Consider the following 17,460-nt stretch of genomic DNA (forward strand, 5'->3'; position numbering starts at 1 on the left):
CATGAGCGGTCGTGGTCGGCTGGCGCTGTGCGCCTATGCGGCGACGCTGATGGCGGCGTGTTCGATGCTGCCGCTGGTCGACCAGGTCAGCTGGATGATGCAGGCCGTGTTCCTGCTGGCCATCCAGTACGGCGTGGGTGCGCTCGGCCGCCGGGTGCCGCTGCCGCGGCTGCTGACCGTCGCCGCGCAGATGCTGGTCACGCTGGTGCTGCTGACCATGGCGTTCGCCCGGGAGCAGGCCCCGGCGGGGTTCCTGCCGGGGCCGCAGGCCGTGCGGCTGCTCGCGGATCTGCTGTCGGCGGGCGCCGATGACGTCGGCCGGTACGCGATCCCGGCACCGGCCACGGCGGGCATCCGGCTGATGCTGGTGGGTGGTGTGCTGCTGGTCGGTCTCGCGGTGGACGTGCTGGCGGTGACGTTCCGCAGCGCCGCACCGGCCGGGCTGCCCCTGCTGGCCCTGTACTCCGTCGCGGCCGGGCTGTCGGACGGCGGCGCGGACTGGCTGTGGTTCCTCCTCGCCGCCTGCGGCTATCTGCTCCTGCTGCTGGCCGAGGGGCGCGACCGGCTCTCCCAGTGGGGCCGGGTGTTCGGCGGTGCCGGCAGCAGGTCCAGGGGCGGCCCGGCCGGCGGCGACCTCTCGGGGGGCGGAGCGCTCGCCCCGGTACGCACGGGGCGCCGCATCGGCGCGCTGGCCCTGGGTGTCGCGCTGGTCGTGCCCGCGGCGCTGCCCGCTCTCGACGGCGGTCTGCTGGCCGGTTCGGGGGCCGGCAACGGCCGAGGGGGCGGTGGCGGCACCATCTCCGCGGTGAACCCGCTGGTCTCCCTGCAGAACAACCTCAACCAGCCGGAGAACCGGCAGGTGATGTCGTACCGCACCAACTCGAACAGTCCGCAGGACTTCTATCTGCGGATCCTGGCGCTGGACCAGTTCAACGGAAACGAATGGCGGGCGTCGACCCGACGGCTGAAAGACGTACCGAAGCGGCTTCCGAGCCCCGGGGGTCTGTCCCCGGAGGTCGCGGTGACCGAGATCAGCTCCAACATCTCCGCGTCCCCCTCGTACCGGCAGACCTATCTGCCGCTTCCCTATCCGGCGACCGAGGTCAGGGTCGGCGGGCACTGGCGGTACGAGTCCGAGGGGCGCACCCTCGTCGGTGACGACGGGGAGACGACCCGGGGTGCGCAGTACGAGGTCTCCAGCCTGCTCGTGCAGCCGACATCGGAGCAGCTCGCCGACGCGAGGCCGGCCCCGGCCGCCCTCCAGCGCGAGTACACCCAGGTGCCCGACTCACTGCCGAAGGTGGTCAAGGAGACCGCCGACGAGGTGACGAGGGGTTCCCGCAACGCCTACGAGCAGGCGGTGAAGCTACAGGACTACTTCGCCTCCGACGGCGGGTTCACCTACGACACCTCGGTGAACTCGGGCACCGGCAGCGCGGCGATCGGCCGCTTCCTCAAGGACAAGGAGGGCTTCTGCGTCCACTTCTCCTTCACGATGGCCGCGATGGCCCGGACGCTCGGCATCCCGGCCAGGGTCGCCATCGGCTTCACCCCCGGTACCGCGCAGTCAGACGGTTCGATGTCGATCGGGCTGCGCGACGCACACGCCTGGCCGGAGCTGTATTTCGAGGGCATCGGCTGGACCCGCTTCGAGCCGACGCCGACGCGTGGCACGGCGCCGTCGTACACCGTGCCGGACGCGCCTTCCGGCGACCCGGCCGATCCGGCCCGCCCGGAGACGGGCGCGTCGGCCGCCACGCCGGTCGCTCCGTCCGCCTCTGACAGCTGCCCGCCGCAGCTGCGCAAGCAGGGCGAGTGCGGCAGTCCGGTGGCTTCCGGAGCGGCGGGGCCGACGGATTCGGGGACGCCGACGGGCACGGTGCTCGGCGTGATCCTGCTGGTGCTGTTCGTACTCCTGCTGCCGTCGCTGCCGATGCTCTGGCGGATCCGGGCGCGGGCCCGCAGGCTGAGCTTCTCCGCCGGGCGTACGCCGGGCGACGCCGTCGCCAGAACGCTGGCGGCCTGGCGGGAGATCACCGACACGGCGTGGGACCACGGCATCGTCCCGGACGAGTCCCTGACCCCGCGCAAGGCCGCGGCCCGGATCGTGCGGCTGGGGCAGCTCGGCACCGACGGGGCCGAGGCGGTGCACCGGGTGGCGGGCGCGGTGGAGCAGGTGCTCTACGCGCCGGAGCCGCGCCCCGGGGCAGGGCTCTCGGAGGACGTGCAGGCGGTACGGACCGCGTTGCGGGCCTCCGTCGGCCGGTCCACCCGGCTCCGCGCGGTCGTGGCACCGCGATCGGCCGTACGGGTGGTGTGGGCGGCCTCGGAGCGCCGGTCAGCCCTGACCGCCCGGTGGCACCTGCCCCGACGCCCCACGTGGCTGCGGCGCCCGTCCCACCAGGAGGGCTGACCGCTCCGGCGTTCTGGTGGGCTCCCGGGCCCGCCAGGACGCCGTGTCGCGGACCGCAGCAGTGCCGGACGCCGTGCCGGACGCCGTTCCCGGTCCACCCGACAGTTCTCTCCGGCGCGGCCGGCGGCCGGGTGCGCACACCCGTCCGGCCGGCGCCGCGGCGTGGACACACGTGTGAGGGGCGGTCGCAGAAATGCGACCGCCCCTCACCCATAAGTGTGCGAAGCGCTTACTGGCCCTGCTCATCACGGCGGCGCTGCCACCGCTGCTCGATACGGTTCATCACGGTCCGGCGCTGTCTGGGCTGTCGACGCTCGCCCCCGCCTCCGGCCCCGGCCGTCTGTTGCTCACCGGGCTTGGGCGCTTTGCGCCACCCCGTGACCGCGAGCACCGCGCAGCCCAGCATGACGAGGAACCCCACCACGCTGATCCAGATCTGCTGGGCGACCATTCCGGCCATGAGGAGCGCGATACCCACCAGGAAGCCAGCAACTGCCTGGTAGACCCGTCGCCGGGTGTACGTACGCAGCCCGCTTCCCTCGAGCGCTGTCGCGAACTTGGGATCTTCGGCGTACAGCGCTCGCTCCATTTGCTCGAGCATTCGCTGCTCGTGCTCCGAGAGCGGCACGGAGTCCTCCTCGTCGTCGGCCGCGGGGGGCGGCCGGTATGCGGCCCTTTCAGGATAGGCAGGGAATCGTCCCCGTGAAACCCGCCCTCTTTGCCAATCAGCCAGTCCGGGCCGCCACGACGGCTCAGCTGCTGAGGCGTTGATTCCCCAACCTCCGGTCCGTCATGCCGGATGGTGTCCCCCGATCATACGGGGCCGAAGCGCTGATCGGGGCTGCTGGGCCGTACTCCGTCTGCGGCTGCGTTGCTGATCAGCCGCGCTAGCGGCTCGATCCGGCCGGTGCCTCAGGCGTGCTTGGTGCCCAGAACGTGCAGCTGGGTCGCCACCGAGTGGAACGCCGGCAGTTCGGCGACAGCCGTCTCCAGCTTGAGCAGGGCTTCCATCGCGCCGGGCTCGGTGTCCACCAGGACGCCCGGTACGAGGTCCGCGAAGACGCGTACGCCGTGGACCGCGCCGACCTCGACACCGGCCGCGGAGACCAGCTCGGTGAGCTGGTCCGCCGTGTACCGCCGGGGCATCGGGTCGCCCTCGCCCCAGCGGCCCGCCGGGTCGCTGAGCGCCTGCCTGGCCTCGGTGAAGTGACCGGCGAGCGCGCGGGCCAGGACCGCGCCGCCCAGCCCGGCGGCGAGCAGGCTGAGGGCTCCCGCCGGGCGGAGCGCGTCGACCGCGTTCCGCACGCCCTCCGCGGGGTCGTCCACGTACTCCAGGACGCCGTGGCAGAGCACCGCGTCGTAACCACCGCGCTCGACCACGTCGAACAGTCCGAGGATGTCGCCCTGGACACCGCGGACACGGTCGGCGACCCCGGCCTCCGCGGCGCGGCGCTCCAGCGCGAAGAGCGCGTTGGGGCTGGGGTCGACGACGGTGACCCGGTGGCCGAGGCGGGCCACCGGTACGGCGAAGTTGCCCGTGCCGCCGCCGGTGTCCAGTACGTCCAGGGCGTCCCTGCCGGTCGCCTTGACCCGACGGTCGAGGGCGTCCTTGAGGACCTCCCAGACCACGGCGGTACGAAGGGAGGCGCGGGGGCGCAGCTGGTCCGACACGGCAGTAGTCTCCTCGGCACGGTGCCGCCGCTGACGGCGGAGCGTGAACAGCGCAGGTGATAGGTCCCGTCCACCCTATTGCCTCGCGCCGCCCGCGCCGCCCTCACTCCTCGGGCCGCTCCCCGCGGGGCTGCGGAAGCACCGGCTGGAGGACCAGCAGCCGCTCCACCAGGCGCAGGAACATCGCCGCGTCCCGCAGCAGGTCGTCCGCGTCCCGCCGGCCGGCCGCTCCGGGTATGCCCGCTTCCGCTCGGGCCCGCCGCCGGGCGCCCGAGGCGAACAGCGCGCTCCACTCGGTCAGCTCGGGGGCGATCTCCGGGAGGACCTCCCAGGCGCTGCGGATCCGCTCCCGGCGCCGCCGGGAGGTCTCGGGGCGCCCCCGGACGGCGAGAACCGCGGCGGCGGCGCGGAGCGCGGCGAGGTGGGCGGTGGCATAGCGCTCGTTGGGGACGTCGAGAACAGCTGCCTCTTCTAGGCCGGCGCGGGCCTGGGCGAGGAGATCGAGGGCGGCGGGCGGCGCCGTGGCGCGCCGCAGAACGGGGTGGACGTCGTGCGCCGGGCCGGTCGGTGAGGGGGCAGGGCCGTCTGCGCGGCGTCGCGGAGCGGCTGCTGCGGACGAGTGGGCCATGACAGAACCTCCTGTCTCGTAACGGCTTCGTGGCCGTCTGTATCCATCGTGACGGCCCCCACTGACAATCGGCGTCGATCAGCTCCTGACCTGGGGTTTTGCTTCCATCGCGAGTTCCCGCTACCTTTTTGCACTGACCAGTCAGTTTAAAGAACGGAGAGGGCTTGTGGAAAGCCCGCACGGGGCAGCCGTCACCGCCGAGAACCTCGGGCTCAAAGGGCCGCGCGGCTGGGCCTTCCGCGGGGTGACCTTCAGCGCCGGGCCCGGCTCCCTGATCGCGGTCGAGGGCCCGTCCGGCTCCGGCCGCACCTGCCTGCTGCTCGCCCTCACCGGCCGGATGCGCTCCACCGAGGGCCACGCCGAGACCTGCGGCCTGCGCCTGCCGCGCCGGGCCGCCGCCGTACGACGCGTCGCCGCACTGGGCCCCGTACCCGGGGTCAGCGAGCTCGACCCGGCCTTCACGGTCGCCGAGCACCTGCGCGAACGCGCCCTGCTCCAGCGCCGCTACGACGGCTCCCTGCGCGCCCTGCTGCGACCGCGCCGCGAGCGCGCCGCCACGGCACGGGCCCGGATCGACGCGGCGCTGGACGCCGCCGGACTCGACCCCGCCACGCTGCCCAAGGCCGAGCGGACCTCCGTACGGGATCTGGAACGGCTGGAGGCCCTGCGGCTCTCACTCGCCCTCGCGCTGATCGGCCGGCCCGCGCTGATCGCGGTGGACGACGCCGATCTCAAGCTCTCCGACACCGAGCGCGCCGAGGCCTGGGAGCTGCTGCGCTCCCTCGCCGCCGACGGCACGACCGTGCTCGCCGTGTGCAGCGAGGCCCCCGAGGACGCGCTCACCGTACACACGGACGCCCCCGGGACGGCGCGGCACTCCAGCGGTACCGACACCACGGACGCCGCGGAACCGGCGGACCCCACGGACGACGAAGGGACGGCCGATGCGTTCGCCGAGACTGGCCGCTCTTGAGCTGAGGCGCTTCGGCAGGGGGAGGCTGCCCCGTGCGGCGCTGGCCGCACTCCTGCTGCTGCCCCTGCTCTACGGCGCCCTGTACCTGTGGTCGTTCTGGGACCCGTACGGCCGCCTGGACCGCATCCCGGTCGCCCTGGTCAACGACGACAAGGGCGCCTCCGCCGAGGGGAAGCGCATCGCGGCCGGGGACGAGATCACCGGCAAGCTGCTCGACTCCAAGGTCTTCGACTGGCACGAGGTGAGCGCCGCCGAGGCCGGCAAGGGCGTCGAGGACGGCACGTACTACCTCTCGCTGACCATGCCGTCGGACTTCAGCAGCCGCATCGCCTCCAGTGCGGGCGACTCCCCCGAGACCGGTGCGCTCCAGGTGCGCACCAACGACGCGAACAACTACATCGTCGGCCAGATCTCCCGGACGGTCTTCTCCGAGGTCCGCACCGCCGCCTCGGCCAACGCCTCGCGCGGCTTCCTCGACCGGATCTTCATCAACTTCTCCGATCTCCACGACGCGACGGCCAAGGCTGCCAGGGGCGCCGACGACCTCAAGGGCGGGATCGGCAAGGCGAAGAAGGGCTCGAAGGACCTCGCGGACGGGCTGAAGGACGCGAAGGCCGGCAGCAGCAGGCTGGCCGGCGGCATCGTCAAGCTGAACACGGGCGCGAGCGACCTGGAGACCGGCTCGCGCCAGGTCGCGGACGGCACCCAGCTCCTCGCCGACAAGGTCAACGGGGTGGCGGCCGATGTCCGCCCGTTCCTGAAGGACAACGGGAAGTCGATCGGTGACACGGCCAGGCTGGTCGCCGATTCCTCGCAGACCGTACGGGACAACCTCGACGTGCTGGTGAAGGCCGCGCCCGCCGCCGCCACCGCCGCGCACACGGCCTCCGACGATCTCGCCGACGTCCACCGCACCCGGTGCGAGGAGCAGCCGCTCCCCGACCCCACCGTCTGTCCGCCGCTGAAGCGGGCCGTGACGGCGGCGGCCGATGTCGCGGCCGTGGCCGACGACGTGAACGTCCTGGTCAGGAACCAGCACGGGGACCTCAAGAAGCTGCGCGGTCAGCTGACCACCCTTCAGGAGCAGGCAGACGCCCTCGCGGCGCGCTCGCCGCACCTGGACGAGGACCTGGAGAGCGCGGTCAAGAAGGTCAACGCGCTCAACACCGGTGCCCACAAGGTCGCCAAGGGCGCCGGTCAGCTGCACACCGGGCTGGCCACGGCCAAGTCGGGCTCGGCCGAGCTGAACACCGGCGTCGGCGACCTCAAGAAGGGCGCGACGAGCCTGGACAGCGGAATGATCCGGCTCGGCGACGGTTCCGCCACGCTCGCCCAGGGCCTCAACGACGGCGTCGGCAAGATCCCCGACTACGACAAGAAGGACCGCGACGCCCGTACGGGAGTCATGTCCGACCCCGTGCAGCTGGCGTCCCGGTCGCTGCACGCCGCCCCCAACTACGGCACCGGCTTCGCCCCCTACTTCATCCCGCTCTCCCTCTGGGTCGGCGCGATGGTGGCGTACATGCTGATCCAGCCGCTCAACCGGCGCGCGCTGGCCGCCGGGGCACCGGCCTGGCGGATCGCCCTCGCGGGCTGGCTGCCGGTGGCCGCGATCGGCCTGCTCCAGGTGGGCGCGCTGATGTCCGTACTGCACTGGGGACTCGGCCTCCAGATGGTCAGGGCCGCCGGGACGATCGGCTTCCTGGCACTGGTGACCTGCTGCTTCGCCGCGATCGTGCAGTGGCTGAACGCCCGCTTCGGGGCGGCGGGACGCATCCTCGTACTCGCGGTGCTGATGCTCCAGCTGACCTCGGCCGGGGGCACGTACCCCGTGCAGACCAGTCCGGGCTTCTTCAACGCGATCCACCCCTACCTGCCGATGAGCTACGTCGTCGAGGGGCTGCGCCGGCTGATCACGGGCGGCGGTCTCGGCCCGGTCTGGCAGGGCTGCGCGGTGCTGCTGGCCTTCACCGCGGGCGCGCTCGCGCTCACCGCCGTGTCGGCACGACGCAAACAGATGTGGACACTGGACCGGCTCCACCCGGAACTGAGCCTGTGAGCGCCCCGGGACCTGTGAGAATCAGGAGCATGGAAAGCAGTAGCACCACGCGCCGCCAGGCCACCCGGCAGAAGCTCTACGAGGCGGCCGTGACCCTCATCGCCGAGAAGGGCTTCTCGGCCACCACCGTGGACGAGATCGCCGAACGGGCCGGGGTCGCCAAGGGCACGGTCTACTACAACTTCAAGAGCAAGACCGAACTCTTCGAGGAGCTGCTGCGCCACGGCGTCGGGCTGCTCACCGCCTCGCTGCGCTCCGCGGCCGAGGAGACCGACGAGCGCGGTGGCAGCCGGGTCGAGGCGCTGGACGCCATGATCCGGGCCGGCCTGGCGTTCATCGACCACTATCCCGCCTTCACCCAGCTGTACGTGGCCGAGCTGTGGCGCACGAACCGGGCCTGGCAGGCGACCCTGCTGGTGGTCCGTCAGGAGGCCGTCGCCGTGGTCGAGGGAGTGCTCAAGGAGGGGGTCGCGGGCGGCGAGCTCAGCGACGAGATCGACATCCCGCTGACGGCGGCCGCGCTGGTCGGCATGGTGCTGGTGGCGGCGCTGGACTGGCAGGCGTTCCAGCCGGAGCGGTCGATCGACGACGTGCACTCGGCGCTGTCCCTGCTGCTGCACGGGCGGGTCAGCGGACGCTGACCTCCGCTCCGCGCGGCGGCCGGACAGACGACGACGCCGGTCCGGCGGAGCTCGATCCCCCCGAGCCCCGCCGGACCGGCGTCTTCCGTGCTGCCGGAGAACCTTCCCCCGTGACCCCGTCGTCCCCCGTGGTCCCGGATCCTCCGTCGCGCACCCCCGTTCCGGACGAGGTGCCGCGCCTGCTCCGCCGCCCCGTGCCGGCGGTACCGGCGCAGCGCCCCTTCCGTGGTCCCCACTCTGCCGTCCGCGCAGGTCGCGGCCCATCCGCGTACCTACTCATCTCGTGCTCTGGGTACGGATACTCAGACGTGCGCACCCAAGCGCTCCCGCGGCCGTACGCCGACTGGCTACGATCGCGTCCGTGTCCGTACTCCCCCTGGTGTTCACGAGCGGCTGGGCCAGCGGGATCAACGCCTACGCGGTGGTCCTCCTGCTCGGCGTCCTCGGCGCGACCGGTGTCACCGACGAGGTGCCCGACTCGCTCCAGCGCACCGATGTACTCGTCGTGGCCGGTGCGCTCTTCCTGTGCGAGATGGTGGCCGACAAGATCCCGTACGTGGACTCGGTCTGGGACACGGCGCACACCGTCGTCAGGCCGCTCGCCGGAGCGGTCGTCGCGGCGCTGCTGGCGGGCGACGACGGTTCACTGCCGGAGCTCGCGGCGGGGGCCGTCGGCGGTTCCACCGCGCTGATGAGCCATCTGGTGAAGGCGGGCACCAGGATGGCGGTCAACACCTCCCCCGAGCCGTTCAGCAATATCGCCATGAGCACGGTCGAGGACCTGGGCGTGGCCGCGGTGGTCACGTTCGCCCTCTTCCATCCGGTGATCGCGGCCGGCATCGCCGGGACGCTGCTGCTGCTCGGCCTGCTGACAGTGGCCTTCCTGGCCTCCCGCATCCGCCGCTTCCTGCGCCGCAGGGCGCAGCGGCGGGAGGAGAGGCGGCCGGTCTCGCCCGTCTCCCAGTGGCCTGACGGCTGAGCTGTCAGTGACGGCCGTTAAGGTCGCTGCCATGGCACGTATTGCGGTGATCGGCGCCGGGATGGGCGCGATGTCGGCGGCGGCACGGCTGGCCGTGGCAGGCCACCGGGTGACGGTGTACGAGCGGTCGGAGACCTTCGGCGGCTCGGTCGGCCGCTATGCCCGGGACGGCTTCGCGTTCGACACCGGGCCCGCCCTGCTGCATCTGCCCGCGGTCTACCGCGACCTGTTCGTGAAGACGGGCAAGGAGCCGCTGGAGCGGTGCGTCACCCTGACCCAGGTCGATCCGGCGAGCCGCCACGTCTTCGCGGACGGCACCGCGGTGTCGCTGCCGAACGCCTCGCGGGCCGGGGTCGTCGACGCGCTGGACGGCGCGCTCGGGCAGGGTGCCGGTGCGAGCTGGGGCGCGTTCCTGGACCGGGCCGGGGATGCCTGGGACCGGTCCAGGCGGCCGTTGCTGGAGGAGCCGCTGCGCCCCGACTGGCAGGTGCTGGCCCGCGATCCGTACCCGGCGCTGGTACGGCGGCGCCTGCTGCGCCCGGCGTCGCGGGCCGGCACGGTGGCGGAGGTGGGTTCCCATGAGCTGGCGGACCCCCGGCTGGCCGCCCTCCTCGACGGGTACGCGCTGTCCTACGGCCTGGATCCGCTGCACGCCCCGGCGAGCGCGGCCCTGCTGCCGTACATGGAGGAGACGTTCGGCAGCTGGTACGTCTCCGGCGGAACGCGAGCCCTGGCGCGGGCGGTGTACGAGCGGTGCCTGGCGCGGAAGGTGGAGTTCGTCTTCGGTGCGGAGGTGACCCGGGTGGTGGAGAAGGACGGCCGGGCGGCGGGTGTGGAGCTGGCCGACGGGAGGGTCGCGGAGGCCGCCCACGTGGTGCTCGGAGCCCGCCCGCATCCGGGGCTGATGCCCGGTCAGGAGATCTGGCGGGACGATGATGTGACGGTTCAGCCGCGGCCGGGCGGAGCCGGGGCGGCGGGCCGGTTCCTGGTCCTGCTGTCGCTGCGCGGCGCCCGGCCCGCGGATGCGGTGCACCGGACGCTGGTGCATCCGGCGGACGGGGCGGCCGAGCGCGCGGCGGTGTTCGGGGGCCGGCTCGCCGCGCACCCCACGGTGACGGTGCTGCGCCCCGACGACCCCTCGACCCGTCCCGACGCGTCCCACGAGGCCGTGACGCTGGTGGCGACGGTCGCTCCGCACGGCCCGGTGGACTGGACGGACGCCGCGCTGCGGGCGCGGTACGCGGACACCCTGATCGACGCGGCGGGCGCGGCCGTGCCCGGCCTGCGGGACCGGCTGCTCCACGCGGAGGTGCGGACGCCCGCGGAGACCGAGGCGGAGACGGGTGCGCAGGGGGGCGCGGTTCCCCCGCCCGCGCTGGCCGGGGCCGGCGGCGGGTATCTGCACGCGGGGAACGGCACCCGGGTGCCGGGGCTGCTGCTGGCGGGCGGCTGGGCGCATCCGGGCGGCGGACTGGCGCACGCGGGGATGTCGGGGGCGCTGGTCGCCGGACTCATCGTCGAGGGGGACGGGTTCCGCGGCTCCCAGTGAGACGGCGGGGGTCCGGTGGGGGTGACCGGCCGTCAGGTGGCAGAGCCGACGAGCGGTGTCAGGCCGTCAGGCGGCGCTGTCAGTAGCGGTACTGGTCGTTGTGGCCGGTGTCGTAGCCGTTCGGGTACTGGGCGGGCTGTACGGGCTGCTCCGGGGGCATCGGGGGGTGGAACTGCTCGCCCTCGCGCTGCTGCGGCACCCAGACACCGCCCGGCGGGGTCTCGGGGGCGTACTGCTGGGACTGGGCGTACGGGTCGGCGTACTGCTCCCCGCCGCCGTTGCTGTCGTGGTTCCCGTAGCTGTCGTACGTGCCGTACTGCGGTGCGCCCGCGGTCGTACCGGTGCCGATGTACGGGTCGGAGTAGGCGGCGTACTGCTGCCCCGCCGTGCCGTAGTCGTACTGCCCCGCTCCCGCGTAGCCGTCCTGGCCCGGGTACGTGTCCTGGCCGGCGTGGCCGCCCTGGCCGCCGTAGCCGTCCTGGCCCTGCGCCGGGTACGGGGAGTAGTCCGTGTAGGGGTCGTAGGCGGCGTACTGCGGCTGGCCCTGGGGCTGTTGGGGCTCCTGGTGCTGTTCCTGGTGCTGCCCCTGCGGCGAGCGGGAGTCGTAGACGCCGTACTGCCCGGTGTCGTCCGGCAGGGGCTCGGTCTCGTAGACCGCCGCCGGATTCCGCGGGGCGTGGGTGGGCTCCGGGGGTGTGCCGGGGTCGTACTCCGTCTCCAGGTCCGAGACCTGGAGCCGCGGCTCGCGGTCCCCGCCGCCACGGCGGCGACGGCTCTCACCGGGGCTGCCCCCTATGGCCCAGCCGGTCGAGAAACCGCGCCGGAACGAGAGCGTGACGTACGTCTGGCCGGTCGCGAAGGCGATCGCGCCGACCGTGATGACGAGCACGGACGGCATCAGGACACCGACGACCACACCGACGAAGCCGGTGAAGGCGAGCAGGCGCCAGCGAAGCCGCGCCTTGTACTGGAGCAGCACCTCACCGAGCAGCCACAGCGCAACGATGCCGAACGCGATGTAGAGGACCGTCCAGCCCATGCCCGCCCCCTTCTACGGCCACCGCCCCGGATCGCGGCGGGTACGGCCGGTCACGACTGCTTGTGCAGTCCGAGATTTTCGTAGATTTCGAGCGTCGCCGTCGAGTTGTTCAACGTGATGAAGTGCAGCCCGGGGACACCCTCGGACAGCAGCTTCGCGCAGAACCGCGTTGCGAAGTCGATGCCAATGGAGCGTACAGCGGCGGGATCGTCCTTGGCGGCGAGGATGCGCTCTTTCAGCGCCGCGGGCAGGCTCGCGTTGCTGAGCTGCGGGAAACGCTCCAATTGGCGGACGCTCGTGAGGGGCATCACCTCGGGAATGACCGGGGTGTCGCAACCGGCGGCGACCACCCGGTCACGCATACGCAGGTAGTCCTCGGGGTCGAAGAACATCTGCGTGATCGCGTAGTCCGCACCGGCGCGGCACTTGTCCACGAAATGCCGGATGTCGGTGTCCCAGTCGGCGGAGCGCGGATGCATCTCGGGGAACGCGGCGACGCCGACGCAGAAGTCGCCGGATTCCTTGATCAGCCGGACGAGGTCGGCGGCGTACCGCACGCCCTGCGGGTGCTCGATCCACGGGCCCATCGGGTCGCCCGGCGGGTCCCCGCGCACGGCGAGGATGTTCCGGATTCCGGCGCCCGCGTACTGGCCGATCATGTTGCGCAGCTCGGCGATGGAGTGGTTGACCGCCGTGAGGTGCGCGACCGGGGTGAGGGTGGACTCGGCGGCGATGTCCTGCGTCGCCTTCACCGTCCCGGCCCGGGTGGACCCACCGGCTCCGTACGTCACCGAGACGAAGCTCGGTCCCACCGCCTCGATCCGGCGCAGCGCGTTCCAGAGATTGCGCTCGCCCTTCTCGGTCTTGGGCGCCCAGAACTCGAAGGAGTGCAAGGTCTCGCCGGTCGCGAGCATCTCACGCACGGTGCGCGCGTGATCTGTCCTGGTGGAAGGTGTGCCAAGGGCCATACCGGCAGGTTAACCAGGGCGTGGCGGCCACCCAACCGAACCAGCGAGATTTGCCCGAATTGACCGGTACTTGTCCACGCTTCGGACACCGATGTCCCAAAGACGCCGCTCGGGCGGTCCCGTCCGCCCGGGGTGTCCGCCGGATCACGCGTCGGCGCGGGCCCGGATCCTTTCTGCGAGTTCAGCGGCGGCGGCCGCGGGGTCCGCGGCCTCGGTGAGGGCCCGTACGACGACGACGCGGCGCGCTCCGGCGTCCAGCACCTCGTCGAGATTGCCGGCGTCGATCCCGCCGATGGCGAACCACGGACGCGCCGGGGCGAGCGAGGCGGCGTACCGGACGAGGCCGAGGCCGGGGGCGTGCCGGCCGGGCTTGGTCGGGGTGGGCCAGCAGGGGCCGGTGCAGAAGTAGTCCACGCCGGGCTCGGTGACGGCGGCGTCGACCTCGGCCTCGGCGTGCGTGGAACGGCCGACGATCACGTCGTGGCCGATGATCGCGCGGGCGGCGGGCACCGGCAGGTCGCCCTGGCCCAGGTGCAGCACGTCGGAGCCGATGGCGTGGGCGACGTCGGCCCGGTCATTGACCGCGAGGAGCCTGCCGTGACGCCGGCAGGCGTCGGCGAGGACCGCGAGGTGGTCGAGCTCCTCGGCCGCCTCCATCCCCTTGTCGCGGAGCTGGACGATGTCCACCCCGCCGGAGAGGACCGCGTCGAGGAATTCGGGGAGGTCTCCCTGGCGCCTGCGGGCGTCCGTGCACAGGTAGAGCCGGGCGTCGGACAGCGGCGTGCGAGGCGTGGGCATGGCGAAGTTCCCCCGGAGAGCTATGACGTGCGGTAGGCGGTGCGGAGATGGTGCGGGCCGCACCGTGCGGCCCGCACCACCCGTACGGCTGTCGGTCAGACGGCGAGCGCCTGGGCGCGGCGCTTCACCTCCGTGCCGCGATTCTCACTCAGCGCCTGCGCGGGCGTGCCCGGCAGGCTCGGGTCGGGAGTGAAGAGCCATTCCAGCATCTCCTCGTCGGAGTAGCCGTCGTCCCTCAGGAGCGTCAGGGTCCCCGAAAGGCCCTTGACCACCTTGTCGCCGTCGATGAAGGCGGCAGGCACCTGGAGTGCCCGGTTCTCACCACGTCGTACGGCGATCAGCTGGCCCTCCTTGACCAGCTGCCGCACACGCGTCACCTCGATATCGAACAATTCGGCGATATCGGGCAGGTGGAGCCAGGCAGGGACGAGAGCATCGATCTTTGCGTCAATCTCGGTCACGGGACAAGCCTGCCATCCCGGACCGACAGTCGATACCCGGACTCAGCCCTTCAGGGCCTCGCGGGCCACGTCGGCGACGCGGCAGTGGCGCTGCCGGTCGGCCGTGACCCAGCCGTGAGCGGTCGTCAGGGAGCGCGAGTAGCAGGCCCCGGTGTCCGTGGTGCCCCGGTACTTCTCGGTGGAGGCCCCGTCGGCCGACCGGACGGCACCCGCGGTGCGGACGATGCTGCCGGTCGAGTCCACGGTGTCGTCGGTGACCGCGTCCGTGTGCCATCCGGATGCGGAGCCCCTCCGGGACGTGTCGACGATCACGCGGCGCTGGGTGACGGCCGCCCTCATGTCGTAGTTGTTGTAGTTGCCGTACAGCGGGATGTCCAGGTCCACGTCGATGGGGTAGGACCAGGTGCCGCGCAGCGCTTCCGTGCGGCCGCGGGCCTTGGTCGTCACCGTGGTGGAGCCGTGGTCGCGCTGGTGCATCACCTGGTGGCTGCCGGTGGCGGAGACGTTGTCCGTGTTGGTGTACGCGAACTTCTGCTCGACGGTGGTGGTGACCCGGCCCCTGGAGGTCTCGACGTACCCCGAGATCCTCCAGGAGCGGCCGGTCGACACGGAGACGTCGGTGGAGCCGTTCGCACCCGGGGTCCGGACGGTCTTCACGTCCGGGGTGTGGCTGAGGGTGTTGGTGGTCACCCCGCCGCTCGTGCGGGCCTTGTGGGCGTCGGTACCGAGGAAGAGCGAACCGTCGATGGTCCAGCCGTCGGCCGCGCCGTACGGGGTGATGCCGATGGCGTGCGGCCGGCCGTCGGCCAGCAGGCCCGCGAAGGGGGTGAGGTCGATGTCGTACGCCTCGGTACCGAACTGGTCGATGGCCGGGATCGGGCGCCACAGCGTCGGCACGATGCCGCCGGAGTACACGACGGGGTACGGCTGGGCGAGGCCCGCGGCCCGCCCGTCCACCGTGACCTGCACCTCGCGGTAGGGGCCGCCGCCGCAGAGGTAGTCGGGGGCGGTCGCCGCCAGGTCGTCGGGGACCGCGTCGAACCACTGCTCGTCGCAGCCGCCGCCGCGGGCGTAGACCTCCAGGCGCGCGTCGGTCAGATTGCGCGGGAAGGTGACGTCGGTGCTGGTGGAGCCGCCCTTGGCGACACTCATCCAGGGCGCGCCGCCGGAGCGGGTGTCACCGAGGGGGACGACGCGGTCGGCCGTGGCGGCGGCCGGGTGGCGCTTGTCGGCCCGGTAGTACGTGATCTTCAGCTTGATCCTGTACACGCCGGTGTACGTCTCGTTGACAACGTTGCCGAGTTCGAGCTGGAGCTTCTGCGGATCCTTGAGGAGCGGCGCGAAGTCGGTGATGTCCTTGGCGACGTGCCAGCTGATGCCGTCGTCGTCGGGCTCGGCGGTGCTGGTGCGGAAGACCTCCGCGCCGCCGATGAAGACCGCGGCGAGGCGGTCGTACTGGCGCCCCTTCACGCTGCCCGACCAGTCGAGGACGACCTTGTTCCACGGGCCCTCGCACTTCTTGGGCGGGGTGAGCGTGGTCGTGTACGGGGGCCCGCCGAGGGTGTTGCCGAAGTCGTGGTCGACGGCCGTCACCGAGCAGTGCCCGGTATCCGGACGGGAGACCGGCGGAGTCGCGTCGACCGGGTCCTGGTAGGCGACGGCCGGGTTGGAACCGGGCGCGGGGGCGGTGTCCGCCTGGGCCGGGGCGGCGAGGGCGCCTCCGACGAGGGCGACCGACGCCGAGGCCATGGAGATTCCACGCAGCGCGCGGGACCATCTGTGCCGAAACATGCGCATCCTTCGAAGAGTGTGAAAAATGATCACTTCAAAAGATGTACAGTGCACCAATCTCCGCCCTGCCCCAAGGGCCTGTCCACATATCGGACGTCAACGTCCGCTGCGCGCACCGCTACTGACGGGCCGCCGACTTCAGCGGTACGGAGACGTCACCGGCCCGCTCCGGATCGAGCCGCGCCCCGGCCTCGATGAGCCTGCGCCCCTGGATCAGGTCGCGCGGGCGGCCGACGGCGAGCACGGCGACCAGGACGTCGTCGCGCAGCCAGCACACCGACCAGGCGGGACCGGCCGGATCACCGCGCCACAGCAGGGTGTCCGCCCCTTCGTGGTGACCCGCGTACTGGACGAACCGGCCGAACTGCTCTGACCAGAAATACGGCACGGGGTCATAGGCGGGCGGCTCCGCCCCGTCCCCGCCGGCCGTGCCGATGATCTGGGCGGCCGCGGTCCGGGGCCCCTGGAGGGCGTTGTCCCAGTGGTGGACCAGCAGACGCGCCCCGTAGCGCGCGGAGGGGAACGAGGCGCAGTCGCCGACGGCGTACACATCGGGCAGCGAGGTGCGCAGCGCCGCGTCGGCGGTCACCGATCCGTCGGGCCCGAGCCCGATGCCGGAGCCGGCCAGCCAGCCGGTGGCGGGTCGTGCGCCGATCCCGACGACGACCGCGTCGGCCGGGAGCGTGCGGCCGTCCGCCAGGACCACGCTGCCGGGCTCGACGCGGGCCACCCGCGCCCCGGTGAGGAGTCCGGCGCCTCTCTCCGCGTACCAGGCGGCCATCGGGGCGGCGACCTCGGCGGGCAGGGCGCCCGCGAGGGGGCGTTCCGCGGCCTCGACGACGGTGACCTCGCAGCCCGCGGCGCGGGCCGCGGTGGCGAACTCGGCACCGATCCAGCCCGCGCCGACGACCACGACGGTGTGCCGCGCCTCCAGGACGGGCCGCAGCCGCGCCGCGTCGTCCAGGGTGCGCAGCAGATGGACGCCCGGCACGCCCTCTGAACCGGGCAGCACGACGGGTTCGGCGCCGGTGGCGATGACCAGGACGTCGTAGGGGACGGGCCCCGCGGAGGTGTCCAGCTCATGGTCGCCGGCGCGCAGGCCGGTGACCTCGCAGCCCAGCCGCAACGCGATGCCCAGTGCCTCGAAGTCGATGTCGAAGGCGGATTCCTCGGCCTTGCCGAGCAGCACCGCCTTGGACAGTGGTGGGCGGTCGTAGGGCTGATGGGGTTCGGCACCGATCAGGGTGACGGCGCCGGTGAAGCCCTGCTCCCGCAGGGCCACCGCCGTCTGCACGCCCGCCATGCCCGCGCCGACGACGACCACCCGTCGCCCCGCCCGCTCCGACTGCCGCTCCGGCCGCTCTGCCCGCTGCTGCTCGTTCACCCGTCCACCTTAATCAACTGACGACCCGTCAGGAAAGTGGTCCGCGGTCGCGCTCGCACCCACCGCCCTCCCGGGACCCGCCACGAGCCGGGGTCTAGGGTGACCC

Annotated in this window: 15 protein-coding genes; 6 read left to right on the forward strand and 9 right to left on the reverse strand. The window is 72.5% G+C overall.

All coding sequences use genetic code 11. The features are described from left to right. Position 1 precedes the first annotated feature (1 nt). On the forward strand, positions 2–2,413 hold the full coding sequence (locus ACIO3R_RS05335) for a DUF3488 and DUF4129 domain-containing transglutaminase family protein (RefSeq protein ID WP_402103498.1): 2,412 nt from the start codon (positions 2–4) through the stop codon (positions 2,411–2,413). 229 nt (positions 2,414–2,642) lie between these two features. Here ACIO3R_RS05335 and ACIO3R_RS05340 read toward each other — a convergent pair whose 3' ends face one another. The 3 genes from ACIO3R_RS05340 to ACIO3R_RS05350 form a co-directional block, all read right to left on the reverse strand. After that, positions 2,643–3,041, reverse strand: coding sequence for a DUF3040 domain-containing protein (locus ACIO3R_RS05340; RefSeq protein ID WP_402103500.1), 399 nt, complete (start codon positions 3,039–3,041; stop codon positions 2,643–2,645). Between the two features lie 284 nt (positions 3,042–3,325). Beyond that, the gene (locus tag ACIO3R_RS05345) at positions 3,326–4,084 is read right to left on the reverse strand and encodes a methyltransferase (protein WP_363021368.1); all 759 of its coding nucleotides are present in this window, start codon (positions 4,082–4,084) and stop codon (positions 3,326–3,328) included. Between the two features lie 103 nt (positions 4,085–4,187). After that, on the reverse strand, positions 4,188–4,712 hold the full coding sequence (locus ACIO3R_RS05350) for an SAV_6107 family HEPN domain-containing protein (protein ID WP_363073664.1): 525 nt from the start codon (positions 4,710–4,712) through the stop codon (positions 4,188–4,190). A 166-nt stretch (positions 4,713–4,878) separates the two neighbouring features. Between ACIO3R_RS05350 and ACIO3R_RS05355 the strand changes: the two genes are divergently transcribed. The 5 genes from ACIO3R_RS05355 to ACIO3R_RS05375 all read left to right on the forward strand — a co-directional run bounded on the left by ACIO3R_RS05355 (position 4,879) and on the right by ACIO3R_RS05375 (position 10,913). Next, positions 4,879–5,685: an ATP-binding cassette domain-containing protein gene (locus tag ACIO3R_RS05355; RefSeq protein WP_402103504.1), complete on the forward strand. Its 807-nt coding sequence runs from the start codon at positions 4,879–4,881 to the stop codon at positions 5,683–5,685. Next, positions 5,657–7,744, forward strand: a complete 2,088-nt coding sequence (locus ACIO3R_RS05360) for a YhgE/Pip family protein (RefSeq protein WP_402103507.1) — start codon at positions 5,657–5,659, stop codon at positions 7,742–7,744. Before ACIO3R_RS05355 ends, ACIO3R_RS05360 begins: the two co-directional genes overlap by 29 nt. A 29-nt stretch (positions 7,745–7,773) precedes the next feature. Further along, complete coding sequence (locus tag ACIO3R_RS05365; RefSeq protein WP_402103509.1) at positions 7,774–8,385, forward strand: TetR/AcrR family transcriptional regulator; 612 nt, start codon at positions 7,774–7,776, stop codon at positions 8,383–8,385. A 361-nt stretch (positions 8,386–8,746) separates the two neighbouring features. Next, complete coding sequence (locus ACIO3R_RS05370) at positions 8,747–9,364, forward strand: DUF4126 domain-containing protein (RefSeq protein ID WP_402103512.1); 618 nt, start codon at positions 8,747–8,749, stop codon at positions 9,362–9,364. Between the two features lie 31 nt (positions 9,365–9,395). Next, positions 9,396–10,913: a phytoene desaturase family protein gene (locus ACIO3R_RS05375; protein ID WP_402103514.1), complete on the forward strand. Its 1,518-nt coding sequence runs from the start codon at positions 9,396–9,398 to the stop codon at positions 10,911–10,913. A 79-nt stretch (positions 10,914–10,992) separates the two neighbouring features. Here the strand turns inward: ACIO3R_RS05375 and ACIO3R_RS05380 are convergent, their stop codons facing one another. From ACIO3R_RS05380 to ACIO3R_RS05405, 6 genes are all read right to left on the reverse strand, one after another. Continuing rightward, entirely contained in the window at positions 10,993–11,952 is a 960-nt protein-coding gene (locus tag ACIO3R_RS05380; protein WP_402103517.1) for a hypothetical protein, read from the reverse strand. 50 nt (positions 11,953–12,002) lie between these two features. Continuing rightward, positions 12,003–12,920, reverse strand: a complete 918-nt coding sequence (gene metF, locus ACIO3R_RS05385) for a methylenetetrahydrofolate reductase [NAD(P)H] (RefSeq protein ID WP_363021360.1) — start codon at positions 12,918–12,920, stop codon at positions 12,003–12,005. Positions 12,921–13,064: 144 nt separating this feature from the next. After that, on the reverse strand, positions 13,065–13,718 hold the full coding sequence (gene thiE, locus ACIO3R_RS05390) for a thiamine phosphate synthase (RefSeq protein ID WP_385028927.1): 654 nt from the start codon (positions 13,716–13,718) through the stop codon (positions 13,065–13,067). A gap of 95 nt (positions 13,719–13,813) precedes the next feature. Continuing rightward, positions 13,814–14,179 (reverse strand): Rv2175c family DNA-binding protein, encoded by a 366-nt coding sequence (locus tag ACIO3R_RS05395; protein WP_363021358.1) that lies wholly within the window; start codon positions 14,177–14,179, stop codon positions 13,814–13,816. A gap of 42 nt (positions 14,180–14,221) precedes the next feature. Then, on the reverse strand, positions 14,222–15,970 hold the full coding sequence (locus ACIO3R_RS05400) for a peptide-N4-asparagine amidase (RefSeq protein ID WP_402103522.1): 1,749 nt from the start codon (positions 15,968–15,970) through the stop codon (positions 14,222–14,224). 118 nt (positions 15,971–16,088) lie between these two features. Next, entirely contained in the window at positions 16,089–17,273 is a 1,185-nt protein-coding gene (locus ACIO3R_RS05405; RefSeq protein ID WP_402104216.1) for an NAD(P)/FAD-dependent oxidoreductase, read from the reverse strand. Positions 17,274–17,460: the final 187 nt, after the last annotated feature.

Source organism: Streptomyces sp. NPDC087428, from assembly GCF_044744085.1.
Classification (GTDB): domain Bacteria; phylum Actinomycetota; class Actinomycetes; order Streptomycetales; family Streptomycetaceae; genus Streptomyces.

What these genes read in the sequence shown, in the direction of transcription:
- ACIO3R_RS05335 (WP_402103498.1), top strand. Translation starts at nt 2, where the DNA reads ATGAGCGGTCGTGGTCGGCTGGCGCTGTGCGCCTATGCGGCGACGCTG.
- ACIO3R_RS05350 (WP_363073664.1), bottom strand. Translation starts at nt 4,712, where the DNA reads ATGGCCCACTCGTCCGCAGCAGCCGCTCCGCGACGCCGCGCAGACGGC.
- ACIO3R_RS05360 (WP_402103507.1), top strand. Translation starts at nt 5,657, where the DNA reads ATGCGTTCGCCGAGACTGGCCGCTCTTGAGCTGAGGCGCTTCGGCAGG.
- ACIO3R_RS05365 (WP_402103509.1), top strand. Translation starts at nt 7,774, where the DNA reads ATGGAAAGCAGTAGCACCACGCGCCGCCAGGCCACCCGGCAGAAGCTC.
- ACIO3R_RS05375 (WP_402103514.1), top strand. Translation starts at nt 9,396, where the DNA reads ATGGCACGTATTGCGGTGATCGGCGCCGGGATGGGCGCGATGTCGGCG.
- ACIO3R_RS05380 (WP_402103517.1), bottom strand. Translation starts at nt 11,952, where the DNA reads ATGGGCTGGACGGTCCTCTACATCGCGTTCGGCATCGTTGCGCTGTGG.
- metF (WP_363021360.1), bottom strand. Translation starts at nt 12,920, where the DNA reads ATGGCCCTTGGCACACCTTCCACCAGGACAGATCACGCGCGCACCGTG.
- thiE (WP_385028927.1), bottom strand. Translation starts at nt 13,718, where the DNA reads ATGCCCACGCCTCGCACGCCGCTGTCCGACGCCCGGCTCTACCTGTGC.
- ACIO3R_RS05400 (WP_402103522.1), bottom strand. Translation starts at nt 15,970, where the DNA reads ATGTTTCGGCACAGATGGTCCCGCGCGCTGCGTGGAATCTCCATGGCC.
- ACIO3R_RS05405 (WP_402104216.1), bottom strand. Translation starts at nt 17,273, where the DNA reads ATGGCGGGCGTGCAGACGGCGGTGGCCCTGCGGGAGCAGGGCTTCACC.